The sequence below is a fragment of the Modestobacter sp. SYSU DS0290 genome, from assembly GCF_054050955.1.
The window spans coordinates 59,127-82,808 of sequence record NZ_JBJHAI010000005.1 but is presented as its reverse complement, the minus strand read 5'-3'; the positions used below and the strand labels follow the sequence as shown (position 1 = coordinate 82,808).

Genomic DNA, 23,682 nt, shown 5'->3' with positions numbered 1-23,682 from the left:
TCAGCACTCCAAGTGGGCAGGGGTGGGGAGCTCGCCGAGCACGGCACGCAGCCGGGCGAGCCCTCGGGTGGTCTGGCTCTTGACGGTGTTCACCGAGCAGCCCAGCGCCGCGGCGGTGGCCGCCTCGCCGAGGTCCTCGCCGTAGCGGAGCACCAGCACCGCCCGCATCCGGGGCGGCAGGGTGGCCAGCGCGGTGGCCATGCGGTCCCGCTCGGCGACGTCGTCGGTCGGGTCGGGGCCGGCGACGTCGTGCGCCGGGAGCGAGACGATCTCCTGCGTCGTCCGCCGGCGTCGCCAGCTGGCCGCGCTGGTGACCAGCACCTTGCGCACGTAGGGGTAGGGGTCCGCGCGGGAGATCCGCCCCCCAGTGGCGGTAGGCCTTGAGCAGCGCCGTCTGCAGCAGGTCCTCGGCGTGACCGCGGTCGGCGGTCAGCAGGAACCCGACCCGCAGCAGGTCGTCGGAGCGCGCGGCGACGAACGCCTCGAACTCCGCCTCGTGATCGGCTCGCACCCGGTCTCCTCCCGCCGTCACCCCCTAGGACGCCGTGGGGGGCGCCGCAGGGGTGTCACCGTGACCGAGTCGTGACCTTCAGCCGTGCCAGGGGCGCTCGCGCGCCAGCTCCTCCCGGGCCACCGAGCGGACGTGCACCGCGTCGGGGCCGTCGACGATCCGCAGCGTGCGGGCGCTGGCGTAGAAGCGGGCCAGCACGGTGTCGTCGCTGACCCCGGCGCCGCCGTGCACCTGGATCGCCCGGTCGATCACGTCGCAGGCGACCTGGGGCGCGGCCACCTTGATCGCGGCGATCTCGGTGCGCGCGCCCTTGGCACCGTGCCGGTCGATCAGGTCGGCGGTCTTGAGCACCAGCAGCCGGGCGGAGTCGATCTCGATGCGCGAGCGGGCGATCAGCTCCCGGACGGTGCCCTGCTCGGCCAGCGGGCGGCCGAAGGCGACCCGGGCCTTGGCCCGCTCCACCATCAGCGCCAGCGCCCGCTCGGCCATGCCGATCGCGCGCATGCAGTGGTGGATGCGGCCGGGGCCCAGCCGGGCCTGGGCGATCATGAAGCCGTCGCCCTCGCCGGACAGCAGGTTCGCCACCGGCACCCGGACGTCGGTGAACCGCAGCTCCGAGTGCCCGTGCTGGTCCTGGTAGCCGAACACCGGCAGGTGCCGGACGATCTCCAGCCCGGGGGTGCCCCGCGGCACCAGCACCATCGACTGCTGCCGGTGCGCGGCGCCCCCGGGGTCGGTCTTGCCCATCACGATGAACACCTGGCAGCGCTCGTCGGCGGCACCGCTGGTCCACCACTTGCGCCCGTTGACCACGTACTCGTCGCCGTCCCGGACGATCGAGGTCTGGATGTTGCGGGCGTCGGAGCTGGCGACGTCGGGCTCGGTCATCGCGAACCCCGACCGGATCTCCCCGGCCAGCAGCGGCTCGAGCCAGCGCGTCTTCTGCTCCGGGGTCCCGAAGAGCATCAGGGTCTCCATGTTGCCGGTGTCCGGGGCCCCGCAGTTGGTCACCTCCGGCGCGATCACCGGTGACCAGCCGGTCACCTCGGCGACGCCGGCGTACTCCAGGTTGCTCAGCCCGGAGAGCTCGGGGGAGAAGAGGTTCCACAGCCCGCGGGCGCGTGCCTCCGCCTTGAGCTCCTCGAGCACCGGTGGGTGCCCGTGGTCGTCATGGCCGCGCGAAGCGCGCCAGGCGTCGTACACCGGCTCGGCGGGGAACACCCGTTCCCGCATGAAGTCCCACATCCGGCCGGTGACGTCCTCGGCCCGGGCGGACAGGCTGAAGTCCATCCCCGGACCGTAGCGGTGCGGACGCACGACCGCCCCGGACGCCGGGTGGCGGCCGGGGCGGCGGTGTCGGTGCGGGGCTGGGTCAGCGGGTGCGCAGGGACTCGTCCCGGCCCCGGTCGACCGCGTCCTTCACAGGGCCGAGCGCGATGGCCAGGCCGGCGATGACACTGACCAGGTGCAGCCAGTTGTCCGCCCAGTTGATGCTGAGGAAGTTCAGCGGCTCCTCCTCGCCGGCGGCGAACAGGCCGTAGACGAACGCGGCGCCGTAGCCGACGGCGAGCAGCCACCCGTAGGTCCGGGCGGTGCTGAGCTTCCGGGCCAGCGCGATGCCGGCCAGGCCGATCACCAGGTGCACGATGTTGTGCAGCGGGTTGATGGAGAACCCGAGCAGGGTCTCGTCGGTGTGCGCGGCGAAGTCGTCGAAGCCGGTGATGAAGAAGCCGATGATGCCGATCAGCGTGTAGATCACGCCGATCGCCATGGCCAGCATCTGCGGCCAGGTCATTCCCCGGTTGCCGGTGTTGCGGTCTGCTGCAGTCATGGGTGCCCTCCGTGTCGTCGGGCCGCCGGATCTCAGCGGGCCATCGCAGGGAGTTCCCAGGCATGATCACCCGAAACGGCCGTCACCCGCTCGGGTGACGGCCGTTTCCGGATCGTGACCTCAGGCGGGGCGGGGGGTGGCCTTCGGGCGGCGGACGACGAACGGGCCGATGGCCAGCAGGTCGACCGGCGCCGAGCCGAAGCACTCGAGGGCGTCGCGCGGGTCGTCGACCATCGGGCGCCCGGCGGTGTTCAGGCTGGTGTTGACCACGACCGGGATGCCGGTGCGGCGCTCGAACGCCGAGATCATCCGGTGCACCAGCGGTTCGGTGGCCGGGTCGATGGTCTGGATCCGCGCGGTCCCGTCGACGTGGGTGACGGTGGGGATGCGGTCCTTCCACTCCGGGGCCACGTCGTGCACGAAGAGCATGTACGGCGAGGGGATCGGGCCGCGGCTGAAGATCTCCGGGGCCCGCTCCAGCAGCACCATCGGCGCCACCGGGCGGAACTGCTCACGCCCCTTGACGTCGTTCATCCGCTCGAGGTTGGCCTCGAAGCCGGGGTGGGCGAGCAGCGAGCGGTGCCCGAGCGCCCGGGGGCCGTACTCGCTGCGGCCCTGGAACCAGGCGACGACGCCGTTGTCGGCCAGCACCTCGGCGACCGCCTCGGCGACGTCGTCCGGGCGCTCGTAGTCGATCGCGGCGGTGACCAGCCACTGCTCGATCTCGTCGTCGCTCCAGCCACGGCCCAGCGCGGCCCCCGGCATCGGCTCGGTGGTCTCCCCCAGCTCGGTGGCGACGTGCAGCGCGGCGCCCAGGGCCGTGCCGGCGTCGCCGGCGGCGGGCTGCACCCAGACCTCCTCGAACGGGCTCTCGGCCAGGATCCGGGTGTTGGCCACGCAGTTGAGCGCGGTGCCGCCGGCCAGGGTCAGCGTCTTCTCGCCGGTCTGCTCGTGCACCCAGCGGGCCAGGTCGACCAGCACCTCCTCCAGCCGCGTCTGCACGCTGGCGGCGAGGTCGGCGTGGTCGGAGGTCCACTGGTCGCCCTTGCGGAGCCGGGGGGCGAACTCGGTGAAGTCGATCTTCTCGGTGCGGAAGCCGCCGTCGTCGGTGGCGCGGATCAGCTCGGACAGCTCGCCGAGGAACCGCGGCTTGCCGTAGGAGGCCATCGCCATGACCTTGAACTCGTCGGAGCTGCGCAGGAAGCCGAGGTGGTCGGTGAGGTCCTCGTACATCAGGCCCAGCGAGTGCGGCAGCGCCTGGCCGGCGAGCACCTCCAGCTGGCCGTCGACGTACCGGCCGGCCAGGTGGCTGTGCGCCTCGCCGCGGCCGTCGAGCACCAGGACGGCGTTGTCGCGCTGCGGGGCGGCCTTGCCGGCCGAGGCGGCGTGCGCGACGTGGTGCTTGACGAAGCGGACCTTCGCCGGGTCCAGGCCGGGCAGCGCATGGGCCAGGAAGTCCGGGGCCATCTCGGCGTACTTCTTGCGCATGACGTCGCCGGGGTCGTTCAGCCCGGACTCCTCCGGGGTGCCCATCAGGGCCGGGTCGAAGGAGTAGGCGACCGCGTCGAGCTCCTCGGGCCGGATGCCGGCCTCCTCGAGGCACCAGGCCGCGGCCAGCTCGGGCTGCTCCCAGGCGCTCCAGGGCAGCGGGCGCTTGCCGTGCTTGCGCCGGCTGAACCGCTCCTCCTCCGCCGCGGCCACGACCTTGCCGTCGACGACCAGGGCCGCCGCCGGGTCGTGGTAGATGGCGTTGATGCCCAGGACCTTCACGCGCGTGCTCCTCCCGGCCGGGCTCGTTCGCCCGGTCCGCGTTCATGATCAAGCCGCCGCGGGGAACCCGCACGGCGAAAGGGCGTAGATCACCCGGCCGTGCGTCCGGTCAGCAGCTGGTTGTCCACGACGGCCTTGAGGGCGAGGGTCTTGTAGCCGACCTCCTCGAAGAGCACGACCACCCGGTCGTCCTCGTGCCGCATGACGATGCCCGGGCCCCACTCGGTGTGCTGCACGGCCATGTCGACCGGGAAGGGGTGATCGGCGTCGGCGGTGTGCTGCTCGGTGGAGAGCCCCGCGCTGCAGTTGTCGCAGTTGCCGCACGGCTCGTCGAGCTGCTCGCCGAAGTACCCCAGGAGGAACTGGCGGCGGCACCCGGTGGTCTCGGCGTAGCCGCGCATCATCTCGATCCGGCTCTCGTCGACGCGGATGTGGTGCTCGGCCAGTTCGCGGGCGGCTGCGGCGGCCTCGCCCGGTGCCGGGGCGTCCGGGGCCGGGGACGCCGTCCCCTCGTCGTCGAGCACCACCGCGCCCGCCTGCTCCAGCAGGTTCAGGTCGCGGACCAGCGGCGTGGCGGCCCGGCCGGTCTCCTCGCGCAGCTCCTTCACGTCGACGCCGTCCATCCCGGCCTCGACGCCGGCCCGGACCAGGCCGGCGACCTGCTGGAGCTCCTCCTCCGCCGGGGCGCCGGCGGCGAAGAACTTGCGGATGCCCAGGTCCTCCTGCCGGTAGACCAGCACCGCGGTGGCCGGCTCGCCGTCCCGGCCGGCCCGGCCGATCTCCTGGTAGTAGCTGTCGATGGAGTCGGCGGGCTCGGCGTGCACCACGAACCGGGTCTCGGGCCGGTCGATGCCCATGCCGAAGGCGGTGGTGGCGACCACGACGTCGAGCTCGCCGGCCATGAAGGCCCGCTGCACCTCATCGCGGTCGCTCTTCTTCAGCCCCGCGTGATAGGCCTGCGCCCGCAGCCCGCGCTCGGTGAGCGCCTGCGCGAACTCCTCGGTGCCCCGGCGGGTGGCGCTGTAGAGGATCCCGGTGCCCTGCTCGGTCAGCTCGGTGACCCGGTCCAGGACTGCGGTGTGCTTGCCCTGCGCGTCGGCGTGCTGCTCGACCTCCAGCCGGATCTCCGGCCGGTCGAAGCCTGCGACGACGACCTCCGGGTCGCGCATCTCCAGCCGCTCGACGATCTCCGCGCGCACCGGCGGGGCCGCGGTTGCGGTCAGCGCCAGCACGGTCGGGTGGCCGAGCTGCTCGACCACGCCGCCCAGGCGCAGGTAGTCGGGGCGGAAGTCGTGCCCCCAGGCGGAGACGCAGTGCGCCTCGTCGACGACGAACAGTGCCGGCCCCGCCTCGCGGATGGCCTCGACGACCTCGGGCTTGGCCAGCTGCTCCGGGGCGAGGAAGCAGTAGCGGACCGTTCCGTCACGGAGCTCGTCGAGGACCGTCTGCTGGTCACCGCCGGACAGGCTGGAGTTGAGCACGGCAGCCCGCCCGACCGTCTCCTCGCCGAGCTCCGCCAGCCGCTGCACCTGGTCGCGCTGCAGGGCGATGAGCGGGGAGACGATGAGCACCGGGCCGTCGAGCAGCGTGCCGAGCACGGTGTACACCGCCGACTTGCCGGCGCCGCTGGGCAGCACCGCCAGGGTGTCCCGGCCGGCGGCGACGGCCTTCATCGCCTCCTCCTGACCGGGGCGGAAGTCCTCGAACCCGAGCACCTCCCGGGCGGTCTCCCGGATGCGCCGGGTGCGCGCCGACGCGGAGCCGCCGACGGGGTTCTGCTGAGCGGTGCTGGTCACCGGCGGCATCTGCCCGACCCCCGAGATCGGCAAACGACGCCCGGGTGCGGCGCTGGTCAGCTCAGCCGGTCGGCGAGCACGGCCGCGCCGACCGCCACGGCCACCAGGAGCAGCAGCCAGCCCCACAGCGCGGCGGTGACCAGCCGCTCGTCGCGCCGGCGACGCGCGTCGGCGACGGCCGGCGGGACGAACGGGTCGACCACCGGGTCGGCCGAGCCGCGCAGGGCCAGCGTGCCCGCGCCGAGCGCCAGGAGGCCGAGCGCCGCCGTGACGGCGGCCGGCACGCCCAACGCGAACCGGTCGTCGAGCAGCTGGTCGACGGCGACGAGGGCGGCGAGCGTCCCGATCACGGCCAGGAACCCTCGCGCGACCCGGGCCCGCGAGCTGGAGACGAGCTGCGTCAGCGCCCAGGGCCCACCCAGCGCGGCGAGCAGGGCGACCAGCAGCGTTCCCGGCCCCAGTGCGGTCGGCTCGCCGTCGGCCAGGCTCATCGCGCCGTCCGCCAGCCAGCTGCCGCCCACCGCGAACGCGGCGGCGACCAGCCCCTCGTGCACCCGCTCGCGGGCCGGGGTCGGGGGTCGGTCCGCCGTCAGCGCCGCGGCGTAGTCCTCCGGGGCGCCGAACGCCGCGACCGGGCTCTCCCCGCTGTCGGCGAGGTGTGCGCGGACCTCGGTGAGCACCTCCCCGATGCGCGGGCCCGGGACGTCGCGCACGCGCAGCGCGACCAGGAGGTCGTCGCAGTACCGGTCGACGGCGCGGGGGGCGGCCACGGGCTGGGCGGTGGGATCGGTCACGGGGTGCCTCCGGTCGGGACGGGGTCGGGCAGCAGGTCGGCCGTGACCTGGGCGAAGGCCCGCCAGGAGGCACCCTGCTCGCGCAGGCGCCGCCGGCCGGCGGGGGTGGCGCTGTACCACTTGCGTCCGGGTCCGGACTCGCCCTCGCGCCAGGTCGCGGCGACGGCGCCGTCCTCCTCCAACCGGGCCAGCAGCGGGTAGAGGGTGCCGCCCTTGACGACGCCGAAGCCGGCCTCCTCCAGGTCGGCGGCGATCCGGTAGCCGTAGGTCTCCCCGCGGTCGACCACGGCGAGGACGGCCAGCTCGAGCACGCCGCGCAGCCACTGCGCAGGCCAGGGGTTCGGGGCTCCCGAGGGCGGGGACACACCTAGATGGTGAACCTACCTAGGTAGCAACGCAACCACGCTCGCCGACGTGTCCCCCCACGGGGTCACCGCCAGGTGGGCAGCCAGTACCGCAAGTCCAGCAGGTCGGGGTCGGTCGGCAGTCCCAGCCAGAGCGGGGCGAAGAACGCGAATGCCGCGACCGACAGGACGGCGACCCCGGCGCCGACCAGCCGGGGGCGTGGCCCGACCTGGACCGCCCGGACCAGCGCGAGGGCGATGAACGGCACCGCCGGCACCAGGTAGAAGAAGTAGCCGGGCTTGCCTGCGGCGAGCCACGGGGCCCACAGCAGCAGCAGCGGCACGAGGATGCTGGCGGCGATCCCGTCCCGGCGGGCGGCGGCGCGCCACAGCAGCACCGGGTAGGCCAGCAGCGCCGGCCACCACAGCGCGGGGCTGCCCAGCTGCACGATGCGGGCCTTGGTGCCCGGCGGGACGGCGCACTCGTCGGGGTCCGCGGTGGTGGCGCACTCCGCGGCATAGGTGAGGACCGGGCGCTGCAGCCAGGGCCAGCCCAGCGGGCTGGACCGGTACGGGTGGGTGGCCTCGAGCCTCCCGTGGTAAGCGACCACGTCGGCCTGGTCGGCCACCCAGGTCTGCAGCCGGTCACCCGCAGACGTGCCGCAGTCGCCCTCGGCGCAGGCGGTCTCGTAGGCCCGGCTGTCGGAGTAGGAGGTGAAGAAGCCGGCGTAGCTGGTCAGGTAGACCGCGGCGGGGACGAGCAGCAGGCTCAGCACCCCGCCGGCGGCGACGGCCAGGCCGCGGCGGGCCGCGCGGCGCAGCTCCTCGCCCCGACCGGCGAGCTCGGTGCCGAGCACCAGCAGCCCGGCGGCGGCCACCGCGAGCAGCCCGGACCACTTGGTGGCCACGGCCAGTCCCAGGGCGACCCCGGCCAGCCACCGGTACCGGGAGCCCAGCAGCGACCGGAGCAGCGGTTCGCCCGGTCCGCGGGCGGCCCGGCGCGCGTCCCGGTCCACCAGCACCAGCCAGAACGCGGCGACGACGAACAGCCCGAGGGTGGCGTCGAGCATGGCGATCCGGCTGGTCGTGACCGCGAGTCCGTCCAGGCAGACCAGCAGCGCCGCCAGCGCAGCGGGCGCGGGGCGCCGGAACAGCCGCAGGCCGCTGAGGTAGGTCAGCAGGACGGTCAGGGAGCCGGCGACCGCCACCCCGAGCCGCCAGCCGGTGGGAGTGGCGCTGCCGAACAGCTCGATGCCCAGGGCGATGACCCACTTGCCCATGGGTGGATGGACCGGCCGGCCCTCCTCGACGCCGCGGTTGAGGTAGTCCACGGCGTCCTGCACGTAGTACTTCTCGTCGAAGTACAGGCGGCCGGGGTCGCCGAGCGCCCAGAGCCGGACGCCTGCGGCCAGCAGGAGGAGCGCGAGCGGCAGTGCCCAGACCCACAACGGGCGGCGCCGGAAGGCGCCGCCCGTTGCTCGGTGCTCCACGTCGGGAGCGACTGTGCTCATCGCATCAGCCGTTGTCCTCGGTGCTGTACTCGGTCTCGGTCTCGGTGTTGACCTCGGTCTCGGTCTCCACCGTCTCGGTCTCGGTGGACACCTCGGTCTCGGTGGGCTCGAGGGTCTCGGTGACCTCGGTCGACTGCTCCTCGGTCTCCGTGACCTGCTCGGTCTCGGTGACGTCGACGGTGCCCTCCTCCTCGGCGCCACAGGCGCCGACGCCGAAGACGACCAGGCCGGAGAAGGAGGCAGCGGCAACGCCGCGGATGATGCGGTTCATGGGTGACTCCTGAGCTCGGGTGAAACGGTCCCCCGTCCCATGACCGCGCCTCCGGGGAGGTACCCACGGGAGCGGGTAACGATCCGGTCACGCCTGTGCCGCAACCGTTGCACGATCGTGTCCTCGCTCAGGTGTCCTCCGGCCGGAGGGCGGCAATGGCTCCGATCGTGACCCTTCGAGACGTGTGCGTCTGCATCCCCACCTACCAGGAGCGCGAGAGCCTGCCCCGCACCCTCAGTGCCGTGCTGGAGGCGGTCCCGGACGCGCACGTCCTGGTCATCGACGACGCCAGCCCGGACGGCACCGGCGCCCTGGCCGACCGGATCGCCGCCGCGGACCCCCGGGTGCACGTGCTGCACCGACCGGGCAAGGCCGGCCTCGGCCCGGCGTACGTCCAGGGCTTCCGCTGGGCCCTGGACCAGGGGTACGACGTCATTGCGCAGATGGACGCCGACGGGTCGCACCGGGCCGAGGACCTGCCGCGGCTGCTGGACCGGCTGGCGACCGCCGACGCCGTGCTCGGCTCCCGCTGGGTCCCCGGTGGCAGCGTGCGCAACTGGCCGCGGCGCCGGGAGCTGCTCAGCCGCGGTGCGAACCGCTACGTCCAGCTCGCCCTCGGCCTGCCGTTGGGCGATGCGACCGGGGGCTTCCGCGCCTTCCGGCGGCAGGCGCTCGAGTCGCTGGACCTGGGGTCGGTGCAGTCGCAGGGCTACTGCTTCCAGATCGACATGGCCCGGCAGGTGTGGTCCCGCGGGTTGCGCCTGGCCGAGGTGCCGATCGTCTTCGCCGACCGGGAGTTCGGGCAGAGCAAGATGAGCGGCCGGATCATCCGGGAGGCGCTGGTCCGCGTGGGCATCTGGTCGCTGGCCTCGCTGCGGCCGGCGAGGACCGGGGCGCAGCCGGTCCGCGGCCGGCACCCGGTGCTGCTCCGCCGCCGCGTCCCGGCGTGACCCGGAGTCCGCATCTGCGGAGTCTGACTGGCTTGTAGGCCCGCGTTTGCGGCCGCTACGGTGCGCGAGTGGCCACCACCTACCGCATCGCCGAGGCCGCGCAGCTGCTGGGCGTGAGCGACGACACCGTGCGGCGCTGGATCGAGGCCGACCGGCTCGCCGCGCACCGCGACGCGGGCCCCGCGCAGGTCGACGGGGCCGACCTGGCCCGGGTCGCCGCCGAGCTGCACGACGCCCCGGCGCCGGGGGTCACCCGGTCGTCGTCGGCCCGCAACCGGATGGCCGGGATCGTCACCCGGGTGCTGCGGGACGGCGTGATGGCCCAGGTGGAGATCCAGGCCGGGCCCTTCCGGCTGGTGTCGCTGATGAGCCGGGAGGCCGCCGACGAGCTGGGCCTGGAGGTCGGCGCCCGCGCGGTGGCCACGGTGAAGGCCACCCAGGTCAGCGTGGACGTGCCGTGAGTGAGCACCGCAGCGAGCGCCGGCGAGTGAGGAGCGGAGCGAGCGCCCACCTGCCGGGTCATCGTGCGGTGAGGAGGGGGCTGGTCCTCACCGCGGCGGGCGTGCTGCTGCTCACCGGCTGCGGTGCCCCGGCCGCCGGGGACGACCGCACGCTCACCGTCCTCGCCGCCGCCTCGCTGACCGACGTCTTCACCGACCTCGGCGCGGAGCTGGAGGCGCAGGACCCCGGGCTGACCGTGCGGTTCACCTTCGCCGGCAGCTCCACGCTGGCCACCCAGCTCACCCAGGGCGCCCCGGCGGACGTCTTCGCCTCGGCCGACGAGCCGCAGATGGCGGTGGTCACCGCCGCGGGCCTGGCCGAGGACCCGGTGGTGTTCGCCGGCAACGTCCTGGAGATCGCCGTTCCGGCCGGCAACCCGGGCGGGGTCACGGGGCTGGCCGACCTCGCCGACGAGGACCTCACCCTCGCGGTCTGCGCGGCCGCCGTCCCGTGCGGCGCCGCGGCCCGGGCGGTCCTCGCCGACACGGGCGTCAAAGCCCGGCCGGACACCGAGGAGGAGGACGTCCGGGCCGCCCTGACCAAGGTGCAGCTGGGCGAGGTGGACGCGGCGCTCGTCTACGCCACCGACGTGCGGGCCGCCGGTGACCGGGTCGAGGGCATCCCGGTCCCGGAGGCCGGCCGGCAGGTCAACGCCTACCCGATCGCCGTGCTGGCCGACGCGGCGAATCCGACCGCGGCGCAGGCCTTCGTGGACCTGGTGCGCGGCGACGCCGGGCAGCAGGCGCTCGCCGACGCCGGGTTCGCCGTCCCGTGAGCACCCGTCGGCACCGGGACGCCGGGGTCCCGGCGCCGCTGCTGGTGCCGGCGGTGGTGGCCGTCGTGTTCCTGGTGCTGCCGCTGCTCGGCCTGGTGCTGCGGGCACCCTGGTCGCAGCTGCCCACCCTGCTCGCCGAGCCGGCGGTGGGCCAGGCGCTGCGGCTGTCGCTGCTCTCGGCCACCCTGGCCACCGGTCTGTCCCTGCTGCTCGGCGTCCCGCTCGCCTGGGTGCTGGCCCGCTCCCGGGCACGCGGGCGCAGCGTGCTCCGGGCGCTGGTGACCGTGCCGCTGGTGCTGCCCCCGGTGGTCGGCGGCGTCGCGCTGTTCCTGGTGCTCGGTCGGCAGGGGATCGTCGGGCAGCAGCTGTACGAGGTGTTCGGCTGGACGGTCCCGTTCACCACCACCGCCGTCGTCCTCGCCGAGACGTTCGTCGCGATGCCGTTCCTGGTGATCAGCGTGGAGGGGGCGCTGCGCGCCGCCGACGCCCGGTTCGAGGACGCCGCGGCCACCCTCGGCGCCGACCGGTGGACGACGTTCCGCCGGGTCACCCTGCCGCTGGTCGCGCCGGGGATCGCCGCCGGTGCGGTGCTGTGCTGGGCGCGGGCGCTGGGCGAGTTCGGCGCGACGATCACCTTCGCCGGGAACTTCCCCGGGACGACGCAGACGATGCCGCTGGCGGTGTACCTGGCGCTGCAGTCGGACCCGGACGCCGCGATCGCGCTGTCCCTGGTGCTGCTCGCCGTCTCGCTGGCCACCCTGCTGCTGCTCCGCGACCGCTGGCTCGGACGGGCGGCGGCATGAGCCTGGACGCGCACGTCGTCGTCGACCGGGGTGGGTTCGCCGTCGACGTCGAGCTCTCCGTCGCCGACGGCGAGGTGCTCGCGGTGCTGGGCCCCAACGGGGCGGGCAAGTCCACCGTCCTGCGGGTGCTCGCCGGGCTGCTGCGCCCGGACGGCGGCCGGGTCCGGGTCGACGACGAGCTGTGGGACGCACCGGGCGTGCACCTCACCGCGCACCGCCGCCCGCTGGGCATGGTCTTCCAGGACCACCTGCTGTTCCCGCACCTGACGATCACCGAGAACGTCGCCTTCGGCCTGCGCGCCCGCGGAGCCCGTCGCGCCGACGCCCGGGCGGTGGCGACGGGCTGGCTGGACCGGGTGGGGCTCGGCGAGCTCGGTGGGCGGCGTCCCGGGCAGCTCTCCGGTGGGCAGGCGCAGCGCGCTGCGCTGGCCCGTGCGCTGGTGGGCGACCCGCGGGTGCTGCTGCTGGACGAGCCGCTCTCGGCGCTGGACGCGCGCACCCGGCTGGCGGTCCGGGCCGAGCTGCACCGGCACCTGGCCGACTACGCCGGCTGCGCGGTGCTGGTGACGCACGACCCGGTGGACGCGATGGCGCTGGCCGGCCGGGTGCTGGTGGTCGAGGACGGGCGGGTCGTGCAGACCGGCACGCCGGCGGAGGTGGCCCGGCGGCCGCGCACCGACTACGTCGCCCGGCTGGTCGGCCTGGTGCTGCTGCCCGGGGTGGCATCCGGGACGTCGGTCGCCCTCGACGACGGCGGCCGGGTGTCGATCGCGGAGACCGTGCACGGTCCGGTGTTCGCCGCCCTCCGGCCGGAGTCGGTGGCGCTGCACCTGGCGCGCCCCGAGGGCAGTCCGCGCAACGCGTGGCCGGTGGAGCTGGTGGCCGCGACGCCGCACGGCTCGGTGGTGCGGTGCGACCTGGCCGGGGAGGTGCCGCTGACCGCCGACGTCACCGCGGCGTCCTTCGCCGAGCTGGCGCTCGCCCCGGGCGCCCGGGTCTGGGCTGCGGTGAAGGCCAGCGAGGTCACCGTCTACCCCCGCTGAGAGAGTGGGTGGATGACATCGGACGCGCCCGTCGCCGGCCTGGTGCTCGCCGCCGGGGGCGGCCGGCGGTACGGCATGCCCAAGGCCCTGGTCGAGTACCGGGGCAGCCTGCTGGTCGAGCGGGCGGTCCGGACGGCGGCCGCGGTGTGCGACCCGGTGCTCGTCGTCCTCGGCGCCTCCGCCGTCGAGGTGTGGCAGCGCGCGGACCTCTCCGGCGCCACCGTGCTGGCCAACCGCGACTGGGAGACCGGGATGGCCTCCAGCCTGCGCACCGGCCTGGACGGGTTGCGCGGCTGGCCCGGCCGGGCCGACGCCGTGCTGGTGCAGCTGGTCGACATGCCGGGGATGACGCCGGAGGCGCTGGCCCGGGTGGCCGCGCACGCCGCTCCGGACGTCCTGGCGGTCGCCACCTACGACGGGGTCCGCAGCCACCCGGTGCTGCTGGGCCGCGAGCACTGGGCCGGGGTGGCCGCTGCCGCGACCGGTGACGAGGGCGCCCGCGGCTACCTGGCCGGCCGCGACGTCGTCGAGGTCGACTGCACCGGCCTGGCCGACCCCACCGACCTGGACGTGCCCCCGGCCGGCTGACCCGCGCGGGTACCGTCGCGCCCGTGAGCACGCTGCTGGCCCGGGTCACCGACGAGCCGCTCTCGGTGGCCGAGCACGAGGACGCCGTCGCCGAGAGGGCGGCCGGTGCGGTGGTCTCCTTCGCCGGCGTCGTGCGCGACCACGACGGCGGCCGGTCGGTCACCGAGCTGGAGTACGTCGGCCACCCCACGGCCCCGGAGCTGATCGCCGAGATCGCCGCCGAGTTCGCCGCGCGCCCGGAGGTCCGCTCCGTCGCCGTCTCGCACCGGATCGGCCTGCTGGGCATCGGCGACGTCGCGCTGGCGTGCGCGGTGAGCGCCGCCCACCGCGGCCAGGCGTTCACCGCCTGCGCCGAACTGGTCGACGAGGTGAAGGCCCGGTTGCCGATCTGGAAGCGGCAGGTGTTCACCGACGGCCAGGAGGAGTGGGTGGCCTGTCCGTGACCGGTGGGGCGCCTGGGGTGTGGCTGCTTGCCCGTCATCGATCCGTCATGACATAACAGAACCGCTCGGCCTCTGATCCGGGACGGGGAGGTGGGCATGGCGGCGCAGCACGAGGGCGGCGAGCGGGAGCTCGAGCTGATGCCGATGGGCTTCATGTCCGTCGACCGCGAGTGGCGGATCACCTACCTCAACGCCGCGGGCGAGGCGTTCGTCGGGCGTTCGCGCGAGGAGCTGGTCGGTCGCGACTACTGGTCGGTCTTCCCGCCCAACGTCGACAACGAGTTCGGCCGCACCTTCCGCGAGTGCGTGGCCACCGGGCGCCCGGCCGTCATCGAGGCCTTCTACCCGCACCCGCTGTACGCCTGGTTCGAGGTGCGCGCGGTGCCCAGCGAGGCCGGTCTGGCGATGTACTTCATCGACGTCACCGACCGGCGGGCCGCCCAGGACCGGCTGGCGATGCTGGCCCGGGTCAGCGCGGAGCTGGCCGGCACCCTGGACGTCGACACCGCGGCTGCCCGCATCCCGCGGCTGATCGTCCCGGTGATGGGCGACTGGTGCATCCTCACCGTCCTCGACGACGACGGGCGTCCGCGCGACGTCGGCTGGTGGCACGTCGACCCGGCGAGGCGGGCACTGGTGGAGCGGTACGCGGAGGTCCGGCTGTCGTCGATGCCGGCCACCTCGCCGGTGGTGCGCGCCCTGCTCGGGGAGACGGTGGTCGCCCCGGGTGCCGACGTCACCGACCTGCTGCCCGAGTGCGAGGCCCGGGAGCTGCTGCAGCTGCTGGCCCCCGGTTCCGGGGTGACCCTGCCGCTGCGCGGACGGGGCCGCACCCTCGGCGTCCTCACCCTCTACTTCGACGACGGCCGCGCGCCCAGCGAGGCCGACCTGGCCACCTCCCAGGAGGTCGCCGACCGGGCCGGGCTGGTGCTGGACAACGCCCGGTTGTTCGACCAGCAGCGGCAGCTCGCCGAGGCCCTGCAGCGCAGCCTGCTCACCGGCGGCTACGAGGACGACCAGGCCGAGGTGGTGGTCCGCTACACCCCGGCGGCGGAGGCCGCGCGGGTCGGCGGCGACTGGTACGACGCGTTCACCCAGCCGTCCGGGGCGACGATGCTGGTGATCGGGGACGTCGTCGGCCACGACACCGTGGCCGCGGCGGCGATGGGCCAGCTGCGGGCGCTGCTGCGCGGGGTCGCCACCTACAGCGACGCCGGCCCGGGCGAGGTGCTCCGCGGGCTGGACGCCGCGATGGCGCAGCTGCACGTGGACACCTACGCCACCGCCGCGGTCGCCCGCTTCGAGCAGACCCCGGCGGAGGCCGCGCGGGGGCTCACCCGGATGCGCTGGAGCAACGCCGGGCACCTGCCGCCGCTGGTGATCCACCCCGACGGCACCCTCGCCGCGCTGGCCGACTGGCGCGGCGACCTGATGCTCGGGGTCGACGCCACCGCCCAGCGGGCGGAGTCGGTGGTCACCCTGGACTGCGGGACGACGGTGCTGCTGTTCACCGACGGGCTCATCGAGCGGCGCGGCGGCGACCTGGACGAGGGGATGGCGCGCCTGCGGCAGACCGCGGTCGAGCTCGCCGGCCTGCCGCTGGGTCAGCTGTGCGACGAACTGCTCGACCGGCTGGTGCACGGCCGGCCGGAGGACGACGTCGCGCTGGTCGCCATCCGCCTCGCGGCCCCGGTCCGCGTGGGCTGAGCGGGGTCAGCGGGCTCCGGCGCCGGCCAGCCCGTCGTCGTCCGGACGGCGGTGCGCCTCGTCGCCGTGTCCGGCCTGCTCCTCCTCGGCCTGCTCCTCCTCGGCCTCGCCCTCCAGCCGGCGGGCCTCCCCGTCGAGGGTCGCGGCCGCGTCGCCGTGCGACTGGCCCCAGACCTCCTCGGCGTGGCCCACGGCCTGCTCGACCTTGGCCCTGGCCTTGTCCCAGATGCTCATGCCTTGTTCCACACGCTCATGTCATCAACCTCCTGCAAAGGGCGGCAGGACGTCCACCACCGCACCGGGCGCCAGCACCAACGACCGGTCCCGGGTCTGCGTTCCGTCGACCAGGAACGAGCAGGCGGTGAGCACCCGCTCCAGCCGCTCGCCGTGGGCGTCGACGATCTGGCCGACCAGCTCCTCGAGGCTGGCCGCCTCCCGGGACTCGGTGGTCACGCCCGCCGCGGCCCGCGCCCCGGCGAAGTACCGCACGGTGACGGTCACCGGCCTCAGCCCCCGATCGCGGACATCGGCCGCGACGGCTGCAGGAACGACGGGTCGTCGATGCCGTGGCCGGGCAGCTTGCCCAGGGTGGCGATGCGCCAGCGGTCGGCCAGCTCGGCGTCGGTGGCGCCCTCGCGCATCGGGCCGCGCAGGTCGGACTCCTCGCGGGCGAACAGGCAGTTGCGCACCTGGCCGTCGGCGGTGACCCGGGTCCGGTCGCAGGCGCCGCAGAAGGAACGGGTGACCGAGGCGATCACACCCACCGTGGCGGGTCCGCCGTCGACCAGCCAGCGTTCGGCCGGGGCGGAGCCGCGGTCCTCGGTGGCGGGGGTGAGGGTGTGTGCGGTCGAGAGCCGCGCCAGGATGTCCTCACCGGTGACCATCCGGCCGCGGGTCCAGGCGTGGTGGGCGTCCAGCGGCATCTGCTCGATGAACCGCAGCTCGTAGCCCTGCTCCAGGCAGAAGTCGAGCAGCGGGACGGCGTCGACGTCGTTGATCCCGTGCAGCAGCACGGCGTTGACCTTCACCGGGGTGAGCCCGGCGTCCCGCGCGGCCCGCAGGCCGGCCAGCACGTCGTCGAGCCGGTCGCGGTACGTCAGCTGCTTGAACCGGTCGCGGTCCAGGGTGTCCAGGCTGACGTTGATCCGGTCCAGCCCGGCCTCGGCCAGCGCCGGCGCCATCCGGGACAGCCCGATCGCGTTGGTGGTCAGGGAGACCTCCGGCCGGGGGTGCAGCGCGGTGCTGGCCGCCACGATGCCCGGGAGCCCGGGGCGCAGCAGCGGCTCGCCGCCGGTGAACCGCACCTCGCGGACGCCCAGCAGCTCGACGCCGATCCGGACCAGCCGGACGACCTCGTCGTCGGTGAGCTGCTCCACCTTCGGGAGCCACTGCAGGCCCTCCGGTGGCATGCAGTACGTGCAGCGCAGGTTGCAGCGGTCGGTGAGCGACACCCGCAGGTCGGTGGCGACCCGGCCGTGCCGGTCCACCAGACCGCCGGTGCCCGGGGTGACCTGCGGGCGCACCCGCGGGTCGGGCAGGGGGCTGGAGGTCGTCACCGGGCCCAATGTAATGGCGGACGCGAGCCGTGGCGCGCTGCTACGTTCGGCACCGCCACCCGAGGGTCCGGCGGGCACCCCCGCACTCGCCTGTGGCCAGAGAGCGCGAGAACGAGAACCGTGTCACCCCGCACCGTCTTCTCCCCCTACGCCCAGCTGTTCGCCGTGCCCGGCGCCCGGGCCTTCTCGCTGGCCGGGTGGTTCGCCCGGGTGCCGATGGCGACGGTCGGGCTGGGGTCGGTCCTGCTCGTCGCCGGCGAGACCGGCAGCTACGCGCTGGCCGGCGCGGTCGCCGGCACGCTGTCGCTGTCCTTCGCGATCGCCAGCCCACAGTGGGCCCGGCTGATGGACCGGATCGGGCAGAGCCCGGTGCTGCGCTGGACGGCGCTGCTCTACCTGGTCACCGGCCTGGCCTTCGTCACCGTGGTGGTGACCGACGGGCCCCGCTGGGCCTGGTTCGCCCTGGCCGCCGTGTGCGGGGCCAGCGGCTCCAACGTCGGCTCGGTGGTGCGCAGCCGCTGGGCGCACGCGCTGCCGGACGCCGCGCAGCGGCAGACCGCCTTCGCATTCGAGTCGGTCGCCGACGAGGTGGTCTTCGTCGCCGCCCCACCCGCGGTCACCGTGCTCGCAGCCGCGGTGTCGCCGCCGGCCGGCTTCCTGACCGGGCTGCTGCTCGGCGTCGTCGGCGGGCTGGTGCTCTCCCGGCTGGAGGCGACCGCGCCGCCGGTGGAGCGGCGGGTGGCCGGTCAGCCGCGGCCCCGGGTGCGGGTGCTCACCGCCGGGTTGGTGGCGATCGCGGTCACCTACCTGGCGATGGGCATCGTCTTCGGTGCGATCGACGTCGTGGTCGTCGGGTTCGCCGATGCGGAGGGGCACCCGGCCGCGGCCGGCCTCGCGCTGTCCACGTACGCCGCCGGGAGCCTGGTCGCCGGGCTGGCCTACGGCGTGCTCCGGCTGCCCGGCACCCTGGTCAGCCGGTTCCTGGCCTGCGCCCTGCTCTTCGCCGCCGCAGCGCAGACGCTCCACCTGGTCGACTCGCTGCCGATGCTGGTCGGGCTGGCCTTCCTCGCCGGGCTGACCATCGCCCCGCTGCTGGTCGCGGGGATGTCGTTGGTCGAGTCACGGGTCCCGCGGGCGGCGCTGACCGAGGGGCTGACCTGGACCTCCACCGGGCTGACCGTGGGGGTGACCGCGGGCTCGGCACTGGCCGGAGCCGCCGTGGACGCCTGGGGTGCCGAGGGGGCGTTCGCCGTCCCGGCGCTCGGTGCGGCGCTGGCCGGGTTGGTCGGCGTCGCCGGGTGGCTGGTGCTGCGCCGTCCGGACGCGCCGGTGGTGGCGGAGGTCCCCACCCGGCGTGACGGAGAACTCACCACCTGACCCTTACGTCAGGGGAGGTTTGCCCGGCAGGGTGGGAGCCAGTGTCGCGCGGGCGTTCCGCCCTGCGCCGGAGATCCCCTGGAGACCTGCGTGCCCACCACCCTGCCCACGCCACGGCTGACCCGCCCGGCCTGGCTCCGCCCCTCCGTCGCCCGCACCGAGGTGCTCGCCGGCCTCGTCGTCGCCCTGGCGCTCATCCCGGAGGCGATCAGCTTCTCCATCCTCGCCGGGGTCGACCCCCGGGTGGGGCTCTACTCGTCGTTCGTGATGGCGGTGGTGATCGCCTTCACCGGCGGCCGCCCGGCCATGATCACGGCGGCGACCGGGGCGATCGCGCTGGTGGTGGCGCCGCTGGCCGTCGAGTACGGCGTCGAGTACCTGTTCGCCGCCGTCGTCCTGGGCGGGGTGTTCCAGGTGGTGCTGGGCCTGGTCGGTTTCGCCCGGCTGATGCGGTTCATCCCGCGCAGCGTGATGGTCGGCTTCGTCAACGCCCTGGCCATCCTGATCTTCAGCGCGCAGCTCACCCACCTGGTCGACGTGCCGTGGCTGGTCTACCCGCTGGCTGCCGCCGGGCTGGTGATCATCTTCGGGCTGCCGCGGTTCACCACCGCCGTCCCGGCGCCGCTGGTGGCGATCATCCTGGTCACCGGGGTCGTCGTCGCCGCCGGGTGGGAGGTCCCGACCGTCGGTGACCAGGGCGAGCTGCCCGACAGCCTGCCGTTCTTCGGCATCCCGGCCGTCCCGTTCACCCTCGAGACGCTGACGATCATCACCCCCTTCGCCCTCGGCGTCGCCTTCGTGGGCCTGATGGAGTCGCTGATGACGGCCAAGCTCGTCGACGACCTCACCGACACCCCCTCGAACAAGTCGCGGGAGTCGTGGGGCCAGGGCACCGCGAACATCGCCTCGGGCCTGTTCGGCGGCATGGGCGGCTGCGCGATGATCGGCCAGACGATGATCAACGTGAAGTCCGGGGCGCGCACCCGGCTCTCCACCTTCCTGGCCGGGGCCCTGCTGCTGGTGCTGGTGGTCGCGCTGGGTGACGTCGTCGCGGTCATCCCGATGGCCGCGCTCGTCGCGGTGATGGTGTTCGTGTCGATCGCCACCTTCGACTGGTACAGCCTGCGCACCATCCACCGGATGCCGCGCAGCGAGACCGCGGTGATGCTCACGACCGTCGCCGGCACGCTGATGACCCACAACCTCGCCATCGGGGTGGCCGCCGGCGTGCTCGTCGCCTGCGTGCTCTTCGCCCGCCGGGTCGCCCACCTGGTGGAGGTGACCAGCGAGGTCGACCCCGACGCCGACACCCGCGTCTACTCCGTGCGCGGCGCGCTGTTCTTCGCCTCCAGCAACGACCTGTACACGCAGTTCGACTACGCCGGAGACCCGCAGAACGTGGTCATCGACCTGACCGACGCCCACGTCTGGGACGCCTCGACCGTCGCCGCGCTGGACGCGATCACCCACAAGTACGAGCTGCGCGGCAAGCACGTGCAGGTCGTCGGGCTCACCGGCCACTCGGCGGACCGCTACGAGCGGCACTCGGGCCAGCTGACCGGGGCGCACTGATGGCCTCGGCCACCGCGGCCGCCGGTGGTGGGCTGATGCAGATCGGCCAGGTCGCCGAGCGGACCGGGCTGAGTCTGCGGACCATCCGCTTCTACGAGGAGAACGGGCTCGTCGTCCCCACCGCCCGCAGCGACGGCGGGTTCCGGCTCTACAGCGACGCCGACGTCGCCCGCTTCGAGGTGATCAAGCGGATGAAGCCGCTGGGCTTCAGCCTGGAGGAGATGCAGGAGCTGCTCACGCTGCTCGCCGACCTGGCGGCGGGGGACGGTGACCGGGCCGTGCTGGTCGACCGGCTGCGGATGTTCCACGAGGCCGCGACCGCCCGGGTCACCGCGCTGCGGGAGCAGCTCGCGGTGGCCGAGGGGTTCGCCGCCGACCTGGCCGGCCGGCTGCCCGCCGAGAGCTGAGCATTCCCGGTCCTCGGGTGAGATCCCTCGCGGGTAACGGCGGACGGCCTCGGGTAGGCACTGCACCAGGCCGGCAGCGCGGAACGACCTCGCGCGCCGCCAGACCACCGCAGACCACCCGAGGAGGACATCGCATGGCCACCGTGCCCACGATCACCCTGAACAACGGCGTCGAGATCCCGCAGCTCGGCTTCGGCGTCTTCCAGATCAAGCCCGAGGACACCGTCGAGGCCACCCGCACGGCGCTCGAGGTCGGCTACCGGCACATCGACACCGCCCAGATGTACGGCAACGAGGCCGAGGTCGGCGAGGCCGTCCGCCAGTCCGGCGTCCCGCGCGAGGAGATCTTCGTGACCTCCAAGCTGAACAACGGCTTCCACGCCCGCGACGCCGCGCTGAAGGCGTTCGACGGGACGATGGACGCGCTGAAGTTCGACTACCTCGACCTGTTCCTCATCCACTGGCCGCTGCCGGGCATCGACGTCGACTACGTCGAGACCTGGAAGGCGATGGAGGAGATCTACCGTTCCGGCCGGGTCAAGGCCATCGGCGTCTCCAACTTCAACGCCCACCACCTGCGCCGGCTGTTCTCCGAGACCGAGATCCGCCCGGTGGTGAACCAGATCGAGGTCCACCCGTACTTCGCGCAGAACGACCTGCGGGCGTTCAACGCCGACCACGAGATCCGCACCGAGGCGTGGGCGCCGATCGCGCAGGGCAAGGTGCTCGACGACGAGACGCTCATCCGGGTCGGCGAGCGGTACGGCAAGAGCCCGGCCCAGGCCGCGCTCCGGTGGGCCATCCAGCGCGGCGACATCATCTTCCCGAAGTCGGTCACCCGCAGCCGCGTCGAGCAGAACTTCGACCTGTTCGACTTCGAGCTCACCGCGGACGACATGCGCGAGATCGACGGTCTGGACCGGGCCGACGGCCGCAACGGCCCGAACCCCGACGACTTCAACTACATCCCCAGCTGATTGAAGGACCCCGCTGCCCCCCACGCTTCGCACGCTCAGCGCGGGCTCCTGCAGCGGGGCCGTTCCAGCACGTCACCACGCGGCCGTCGTCCCTCCGGGGACGGCGGCCGTCGCCGTGTCCTGGGTCCGCGGGCCGCATCCCCCGCGTTCCTCCCGCTTCCCTCGTGCCGCAGTGCGTGGAGAGCGCCTGAAGAACGTGGGAAGCCGCAGCTCAGTCCGTGGTGACGAAGTCGATGAGCTCCTCGACCCGGCCGATCAGCGTCGGCTCCAGGTCGGTCCACACCTTCACCCGGGCCAGGATGCGCTGGGCCCACACGTAGCCGGTGTCGTCCTCCCAGCCCAGCCGCTTGCAGACGCCGGTCTTCCAGTCCTCGCCCCGGGGCACGGTCGGCCAGGCCTTGATCCCCACGACGGAGGGCTTGACCGCCTGCCAGATGTCGATGAACGGGTGGCCGACGACCAGGGCGTGGTCGCCGGTGATCTGGGCGGCGATCCGGGACTCCTTGGAACCGGTCACCAGGTGGTCGACGAGCACGCCCAGCCGGCGTCCCGACGACGGGCGGAACTCTCGCACGATCCCGGGCAGGTCGTCGACGCCGTGCAGCGGCTCGACCACGACGCCCTCGATGCGCAGGTCGTGGCCCCAGACCTTCTCCACCAGCTCGGCGTCGTGCTTGCCCTCGACGTAGATCCGCCCCTCCCGGGCCACCCGCGCCCGGGCGCCGACCACGTACGTCGACCCCGACGCGCTGCGCTGCGGGCCCGACGGGGCGTTCTGCTTGGGCCGCACCAGCACCACGGGCCGGCCGTCGACCCAGAAGCCGGGGCCCAGCGGGTAGGCGCGCACCTTCCCGAACCGGTCCTCGAGGTGGACGACGTCCTTCTCGCACCGGACGACGGCGCCGACGAACCCGCTGCTGGGGTCCTCGACGACGACGTCCTTCAGCGCCTCGACCTCAGGCGTCGGCTTCTTCCGGGTGCGGGGGTGGACCAGGTTGTCGTACGGCGAACGGGGAGGCACCCCTCCATGCTGAGCGGGAACGTGGCGCCGATCTGGACGACACGCCAGTCCCGGGACCAATCCGGCCCGCCCGGGCGTGTCGCCCCCTGTGCTGATCGTCCCGCACACGGCGCTCCTGACCTGCACGGACGCCGCCGCAGACCGGGGTGCTACCCCCGTGCCCGCGCGTGTCGATCATGGACCCGCCGTTTCCGCAAGTGGTGCGTGGGCAGATCTCTGTGCGACGACACGTCCCCGAACTTGAGGAGAACGGAACCATGATCGGCACCGACACCCTCGACCGCGTGATCGGCGCAGACGTCTACGACGCCGACGGCGACAAGATCGGCACCGCTTCCGAGGTGTACCTCGACGACCAGTCCGGCCAGCCGGAGTGGGTCACCGTGAAGACCGGCATGTTCGGCACCAAGGAGTCCTTCGTCCCCATCGCGGACGCGGACCTGACCGGTGACGGCGTCCGGGTCCCGGTGAGCAAGGCGAAGGTCAAGGACGCGCCGAAGATCGACACCGACGGGCACCTCTCCCCCGAGGAGGAGCAGGAGCTCTACCGGTACTACGGCACCACCCGTGGCACGGCCACCACCGAGACGACGACCCGGACGGACGCGGCTGCCGGCACGACCGACACCAACCGCCACGGCACCGTTGGCCACGACACCTCCGGCCCGACCACCGACGACGCCATGACCCTCTCCGAGGAGCGCGTCAACGTCGGCACCCGGCAGGAGGAGACCGGCCGCGCCCGGCTGCGCAAGTACGTGGTCACCGAGAACGTGACCGAGACCGTCCCCGTGTCCCACGAGGAGGTCCGCATCGAGCGTGAGCCGATCACCGACGCCAACCGGGGCAACGCCATGGACGGCCCGGCGATCTCCGAGGAGGAGCACGAGGTGACGCTGCACGCCGAGCGCCCCGTCGTGGAGAAGGAGGCCGTCCCGGTCGAGCGTGTCCGCCTGGACACCGAGACCGTCACCGAGCAGCAGCAGGTCAGCGAGACCGTCCGCAAGGAGCAGGTCGACACCGACGGGGTCACCGGCACCAGCCGCTGATCCCCGCAGGATCCTGCCAGCGCCCGCCCCGGCCGTTCGGGGCGGGCGCTGTGCTGTCCGGGGCCGGGTGGCCGGGGCCGGCAGC

26 protein-coding genes and 1 pseudogene are annotated in these 23,682 nt (G+C 73.9%); 14 read left to right on the top strand and 13 right to left on the bottom strand.

The window, feature by feature from the left end; all coding sequences use genetic code 11:
- The 9 genes from ACI795_RS06880 to ACI795_RS06840 form a co-directional block, all read right to left on the bottom strand.
- On the bottom strand, positions 1-330 hold the full coding sequence (locus tag ACI795_RS06880; protein ID WP_457074631.1) for a sigma-70 family RNA polymerase sigma factor: 330 nt from the start codon (positions 328-330) through the stop codon (positions 1-3).
- A 259-nt stretch (positions 331-589) separates the two neighbouring features.
- Positions 590-1,801 (bottom strand): acyl-CoA dehydrogenase family protein, encoded by a 1,212-nt coding sequence (locus tag ACI795_RS06875; RefSeq protein ID WP_457074630.1) that lies wholly within the window; start codon positions 1,799-1,801, stop codon positions 590-592.
- A gap of 82 nt (positions 1,802-1,883) precedes the next feature.
- The gene (locus ACI795_RS06870) at positions 1,884-2,342 is read right to left on the bottom strand and encodes a DUF4383 domain-containing protein (protein ID WP_457074629.1); all 459 of its coding nucleotides are present in this window, start codon (positions 2,340-2,342) and stop codon (positions 1,884-1,886) included.
- Between the two features lie 120 nt (positions 2,343-2,462).
- A complete protein-coding gene (locus ACI795_RS06865) occupies positions 2,463-4,112 on the bottom strand; it encodes a carbamoyltransferase family protein (RefSeq protein ID WP_457074628.1) in 1,650 nt (549 codons plus the stop codon).
- 89 nt (positions 4,113-4,201) lie between these two features.
- Complete coding sequence (locus ACI795_RS06860) at positions 4,202-5,908, bottom strand: RecQ family ATP-dependent DNA helicase (RefSeq protein WP_457074627.1); 1,707 nt, start codon at positions 5,906-5,908, stop codon at positions 4,202-4,204.
- A gap of 56 nt (positions 5,909-5,964) precedes the next feature.
- Positions 5,965-6,702: a hypothetical protein gene (locus ACI795_RS06855; RefSeq protein WP_457074626.1), complete on the bottom strand. Its 738-nt coding sequence runs from the start codon at positions 6,700-6,702 to the stop codon at positions 5,965-5,967.
- Positions 6,699-7,067 (bottom strand): PadR family transcriptional regulator, encoded by a 369-nt coding sequence (locus ACI795_RS06850; RefSeq protein WP_457074625.1) that lies wholly within the window; start codon positions 7,065-7,067, stop codon positions 6,699-6,701. The genes ACI795_RS06855 and ACI795_RS06850 overlap by 4 nt, the downstream gene beginning before the upstream one ends.
- A 65-nt stretch (positions 7,068-7,132) precedes the next feature.
- Complete coding sequence (locus tag ACI795_RS06845; protein WP_457074624.1) at positions 7,133-8,557, bottom strand: phospholipid carrier-dependent glycosyltransferase; 1,425 nt, start codon at positions 8,555-8,557, stop codon at positions 7,133-7,135.
- A 4-nt stretch (positions 8,558-8,561) separates the two neighbouring features.
- On the bottom strand, positions 8,562-8,828 hold the full coding sequence (locus tag ACI795_RS06840) for a hypothetical protein (RefSeq protein WP_457074623.1): 267 nt from the start codon (positions 8,826-8,828) through the stop codon (positions 8,562-8,564).
- A 182-nt stretch (positions 8,829-9,010) separates the two neighbouring features.
- Here ACI795_RS06840 and ACI795_RS06835 point away from each other — a divergent pair, with 182 nt between their 5' ends.
- The 9 genes and pseudogenes from ACI795_RS06835 (at position 9,011) to ACI795_RS06795 (ending at position 15,638) form a co-directional block, all read left to right on the top strand.
- Positions 9,011-9,778 carry a polyprenol monophosphomannose synthase gene (locus ACI795_RS06835; RefSeq protein WP_457074622.1) on the top strand — a complete coding sequence of 256 codons (768 nt, stop codon included), beginning with the start codon at positions 9,011-9,013 and terminating at the stop codon, positions 9,776-9,778.
- A gap of 68 nt (positions 9,779-9,846) precedes the next feature.
- Positions 9,847-10,239: a TOBE domain-containing protein gene (locus tag ACI795_RS06830; RefSeq protein WP_457074620.1), complete on the top strand. Its 393-nt coding sequence runs from the start codon at positions 9,847-9,849 to the stop codon at positions 10,237-10,239.
- 68 nt (positions 10,240-10,307) lie between these two features.
- Entirely contained in the window at positions 10,308-11,054 is a 747-nt protein-coding gene (modA, locus tag ACI795_RS06825; protein ID WP_457074618.1) for a molybdate ABC transporter substrate-binding protein, read from the top strand.
- On the top strand, positions 11,051-11,857 hold the full coding sequence (gene modB, locus ACI795_RS06820; protein ID WP_457074616.1) for a molybdate ABC transporter permease subunit: 807 nt from the start codon (positions 11,051-11,053) through the stop codon (positions 11,855-11,857). The genes modA and modB overlap by 4 nt, the downstream gene beginning before the upstream one ends.
- A 29-nt stretch (positions 11,858-11,886) precedes the next feature.
- A pseudogene (locus ACI795_RS06815) lies at positions 11,887-12,324 on the top strand (ATP-binding cassette domain-containing protein); the annotation flags it as partial.
- 120 nt (positions 12,325-12,444) lie between these two features.
- Positions 12,445-12,900: a TOBE domain-containing protein gene (locus tag ACI795_RS06810; RefSeq protein ID WP_457074760.1), complete on the top strand. Its 456-nt coding sequence runs from the start codon at positions 12,445-12,447 to the stop codon at positions 12,898-12,900.
- Positions 12,901-12,912: 12 nt separating this feature from the next.
- Positions 12,913-13,488 carry a nucleotidyltransferase family protein gene (locus ACI795_RS06805; protein WP_457074614.1) on the top strand — a complete coding sequence of 192 codons (576 nt, stop codon included), beginning with the start codon at positions 12,913-12,915 and terminating at the stop codon, positions 13,486-13,488.
- A gap of 23 nt (positions 13,489-13,511) precedes the next feature.
- Positions 13,512-13,931, top strand: coding sequence for a molybdenum cofactor biosynthesis protein MoaE (locus tag ACI795_RS06800; protein ID WP_457074613.1), 420 nt, complete (start codon positions 13,512-13,514; stop codon positions 13,929-13,931).
- 96 nt (positions 13,932-14,027) lie between these two features.
- Positions 14,028-15,638 (top strand): SpoIIE family protein phosphatase, encoded by a 1,611-nt coding sequence (locus ACI795_RS06795; RefSeq protein ID WP_457074611.1) that lies wholly within the window; start codon positions 14,028-14,030, stop codon positions 15,636-15,638.
- A gap of 6 nt (positions 15,639-15,644) precedes the next feature.
- On the opposite strand, the gene ACI795_RS06790 is transcribed toward ACI795_RS06795, so the two are convergent.
- The 3 genes from ACI795_RS06790 to moaA are packed head-to-tail and all read right to left on the bottom strand — an operon-like array spanning position 15,645 to position 17,194.
- Positions 15,645-15,872 carry a hypothetical protein gene (locus ACI795_RS06790; RefSeq protein ID WP_457074609.1) on the bottom strand — a complete coding sequence of 76 codons (228 nt, stop codon included), beginning with the start codon at positions 15,870-15,872 and terminating at the stop codon, positions 15,645-15,647.
- 24 nt (positions 15,873-15,896) lie between these two features.
- A complete protein-coding gene (locus tag ACI795_RS06785; RefSeq protein ID WP_457066642.1) occupies positions 15,897-16,139 on the bottom strand; it encodes a MoaD/ThiS family protein in 243 nt (80 codons plus the stop codon).
- Between the two features lie 5 nt (positions 16,140-16,144).
- A complete protein-coding gene (gene moaA / locus ACI795_RS06780) occupies positions 16,145-17,194 on the bottom strand; it encodes a GTP 3',8-cyclase MoaA (RefSeq protein WP_457074607.1) in 1,050 nt (349 codons plus the stop codon).
- A gap of 120 nt (positions 17,195-17,314) precedes the next feature.
- Here moaA and ACI795_RS06775 point away from each other — a divergent pair, with 120 nt between their 5' ends.
- The 4 genes from ACI795_RS06775 (at position 17,315) to ACI795_RS06760 (ending at position 21,527) form a co-directional block, all read left to right on the top strand.
- Positions 17,315-18,571: an MFS transporter gene (locus tag ACI795_RS06775; RefSeq protein WP_457074606.1), complete on the top strand. Its 1,257-nt coding sequence runs from the start codon at positions 17,315-17,317 to the stop codon at positions 18,569-18,571.
- 90 nt (positions 18,572-18,661) lie between these two features.
- Complete coding sequence (locus ACI795_RS06770) at positions 18,662-20,143, top strand: SulP family inorganic anion transporter (protein ID WP_457074604.1); 1,482 nt, start codon at positions 18,662-18,664, stop codon at positions 20,141-20,143.
- Positions 20,143-20,550, top strand: a complete 408-nt coding sequence (locus ACI795_RS06765) for a MerR family transcriptional regulator (RefSeq protein ID WP_457074603.1) — start codon at positions 20,143-20,145, stop codon at positions 20,548-20,550. The genes ACI795_RS06770 and ACI795_RS06765 overlap by 1 nt, the downstream gene beginning before the upstream one ends.
- 134 nt (positions 20,551-20,684) lie before the next feature.
- Positions 20,685-21,527 (top strand): aldo/keto reductase, encoded by an 843-nt coding sequence (locus ACI795_RS06760; protein ID WP_457074601.1) that lies wholly within the window; start codon positions 20,685-20,687, stop codon positions 21,525-21,527.
- A gap of 211 nt (positions 21,528-21,738) precedes the next feature.
- Here the strand turns inward: ACI795_RS06760 and ACI795_RS06755 are convergent, their stop codons facing one another.
- On the bottom strand, positions 21,739-22,548 hold the full coding sequence (locus ACI795_RS06755) for a DUF3097 domain-containing protein (protein WP_457074599.1): 810 nt from the start codon (positions 22,546-22,548) through the stop codon (positions 21,739-21,741).
- A 257-nt stretch (positions 22,549-22,805) separates the two neighbouring features.
- On the opposite strand from ACI795_RS06755, the gene ACI795_RS06750 reads away from it, so the two are divergent.
- On the top strand, positions 22,806-23,597 hold the full coding sequence (locus tag ACI795_RS06750) for a DUF2382 domain-containing protein (protein WP_457074596.1): 792 nt from the start codon (positions 22,806-22,808) through the stop codon (positions 23,595-23,597).
- Positions 23,598-23,682 lie beyond the last annotated feature (85 nt).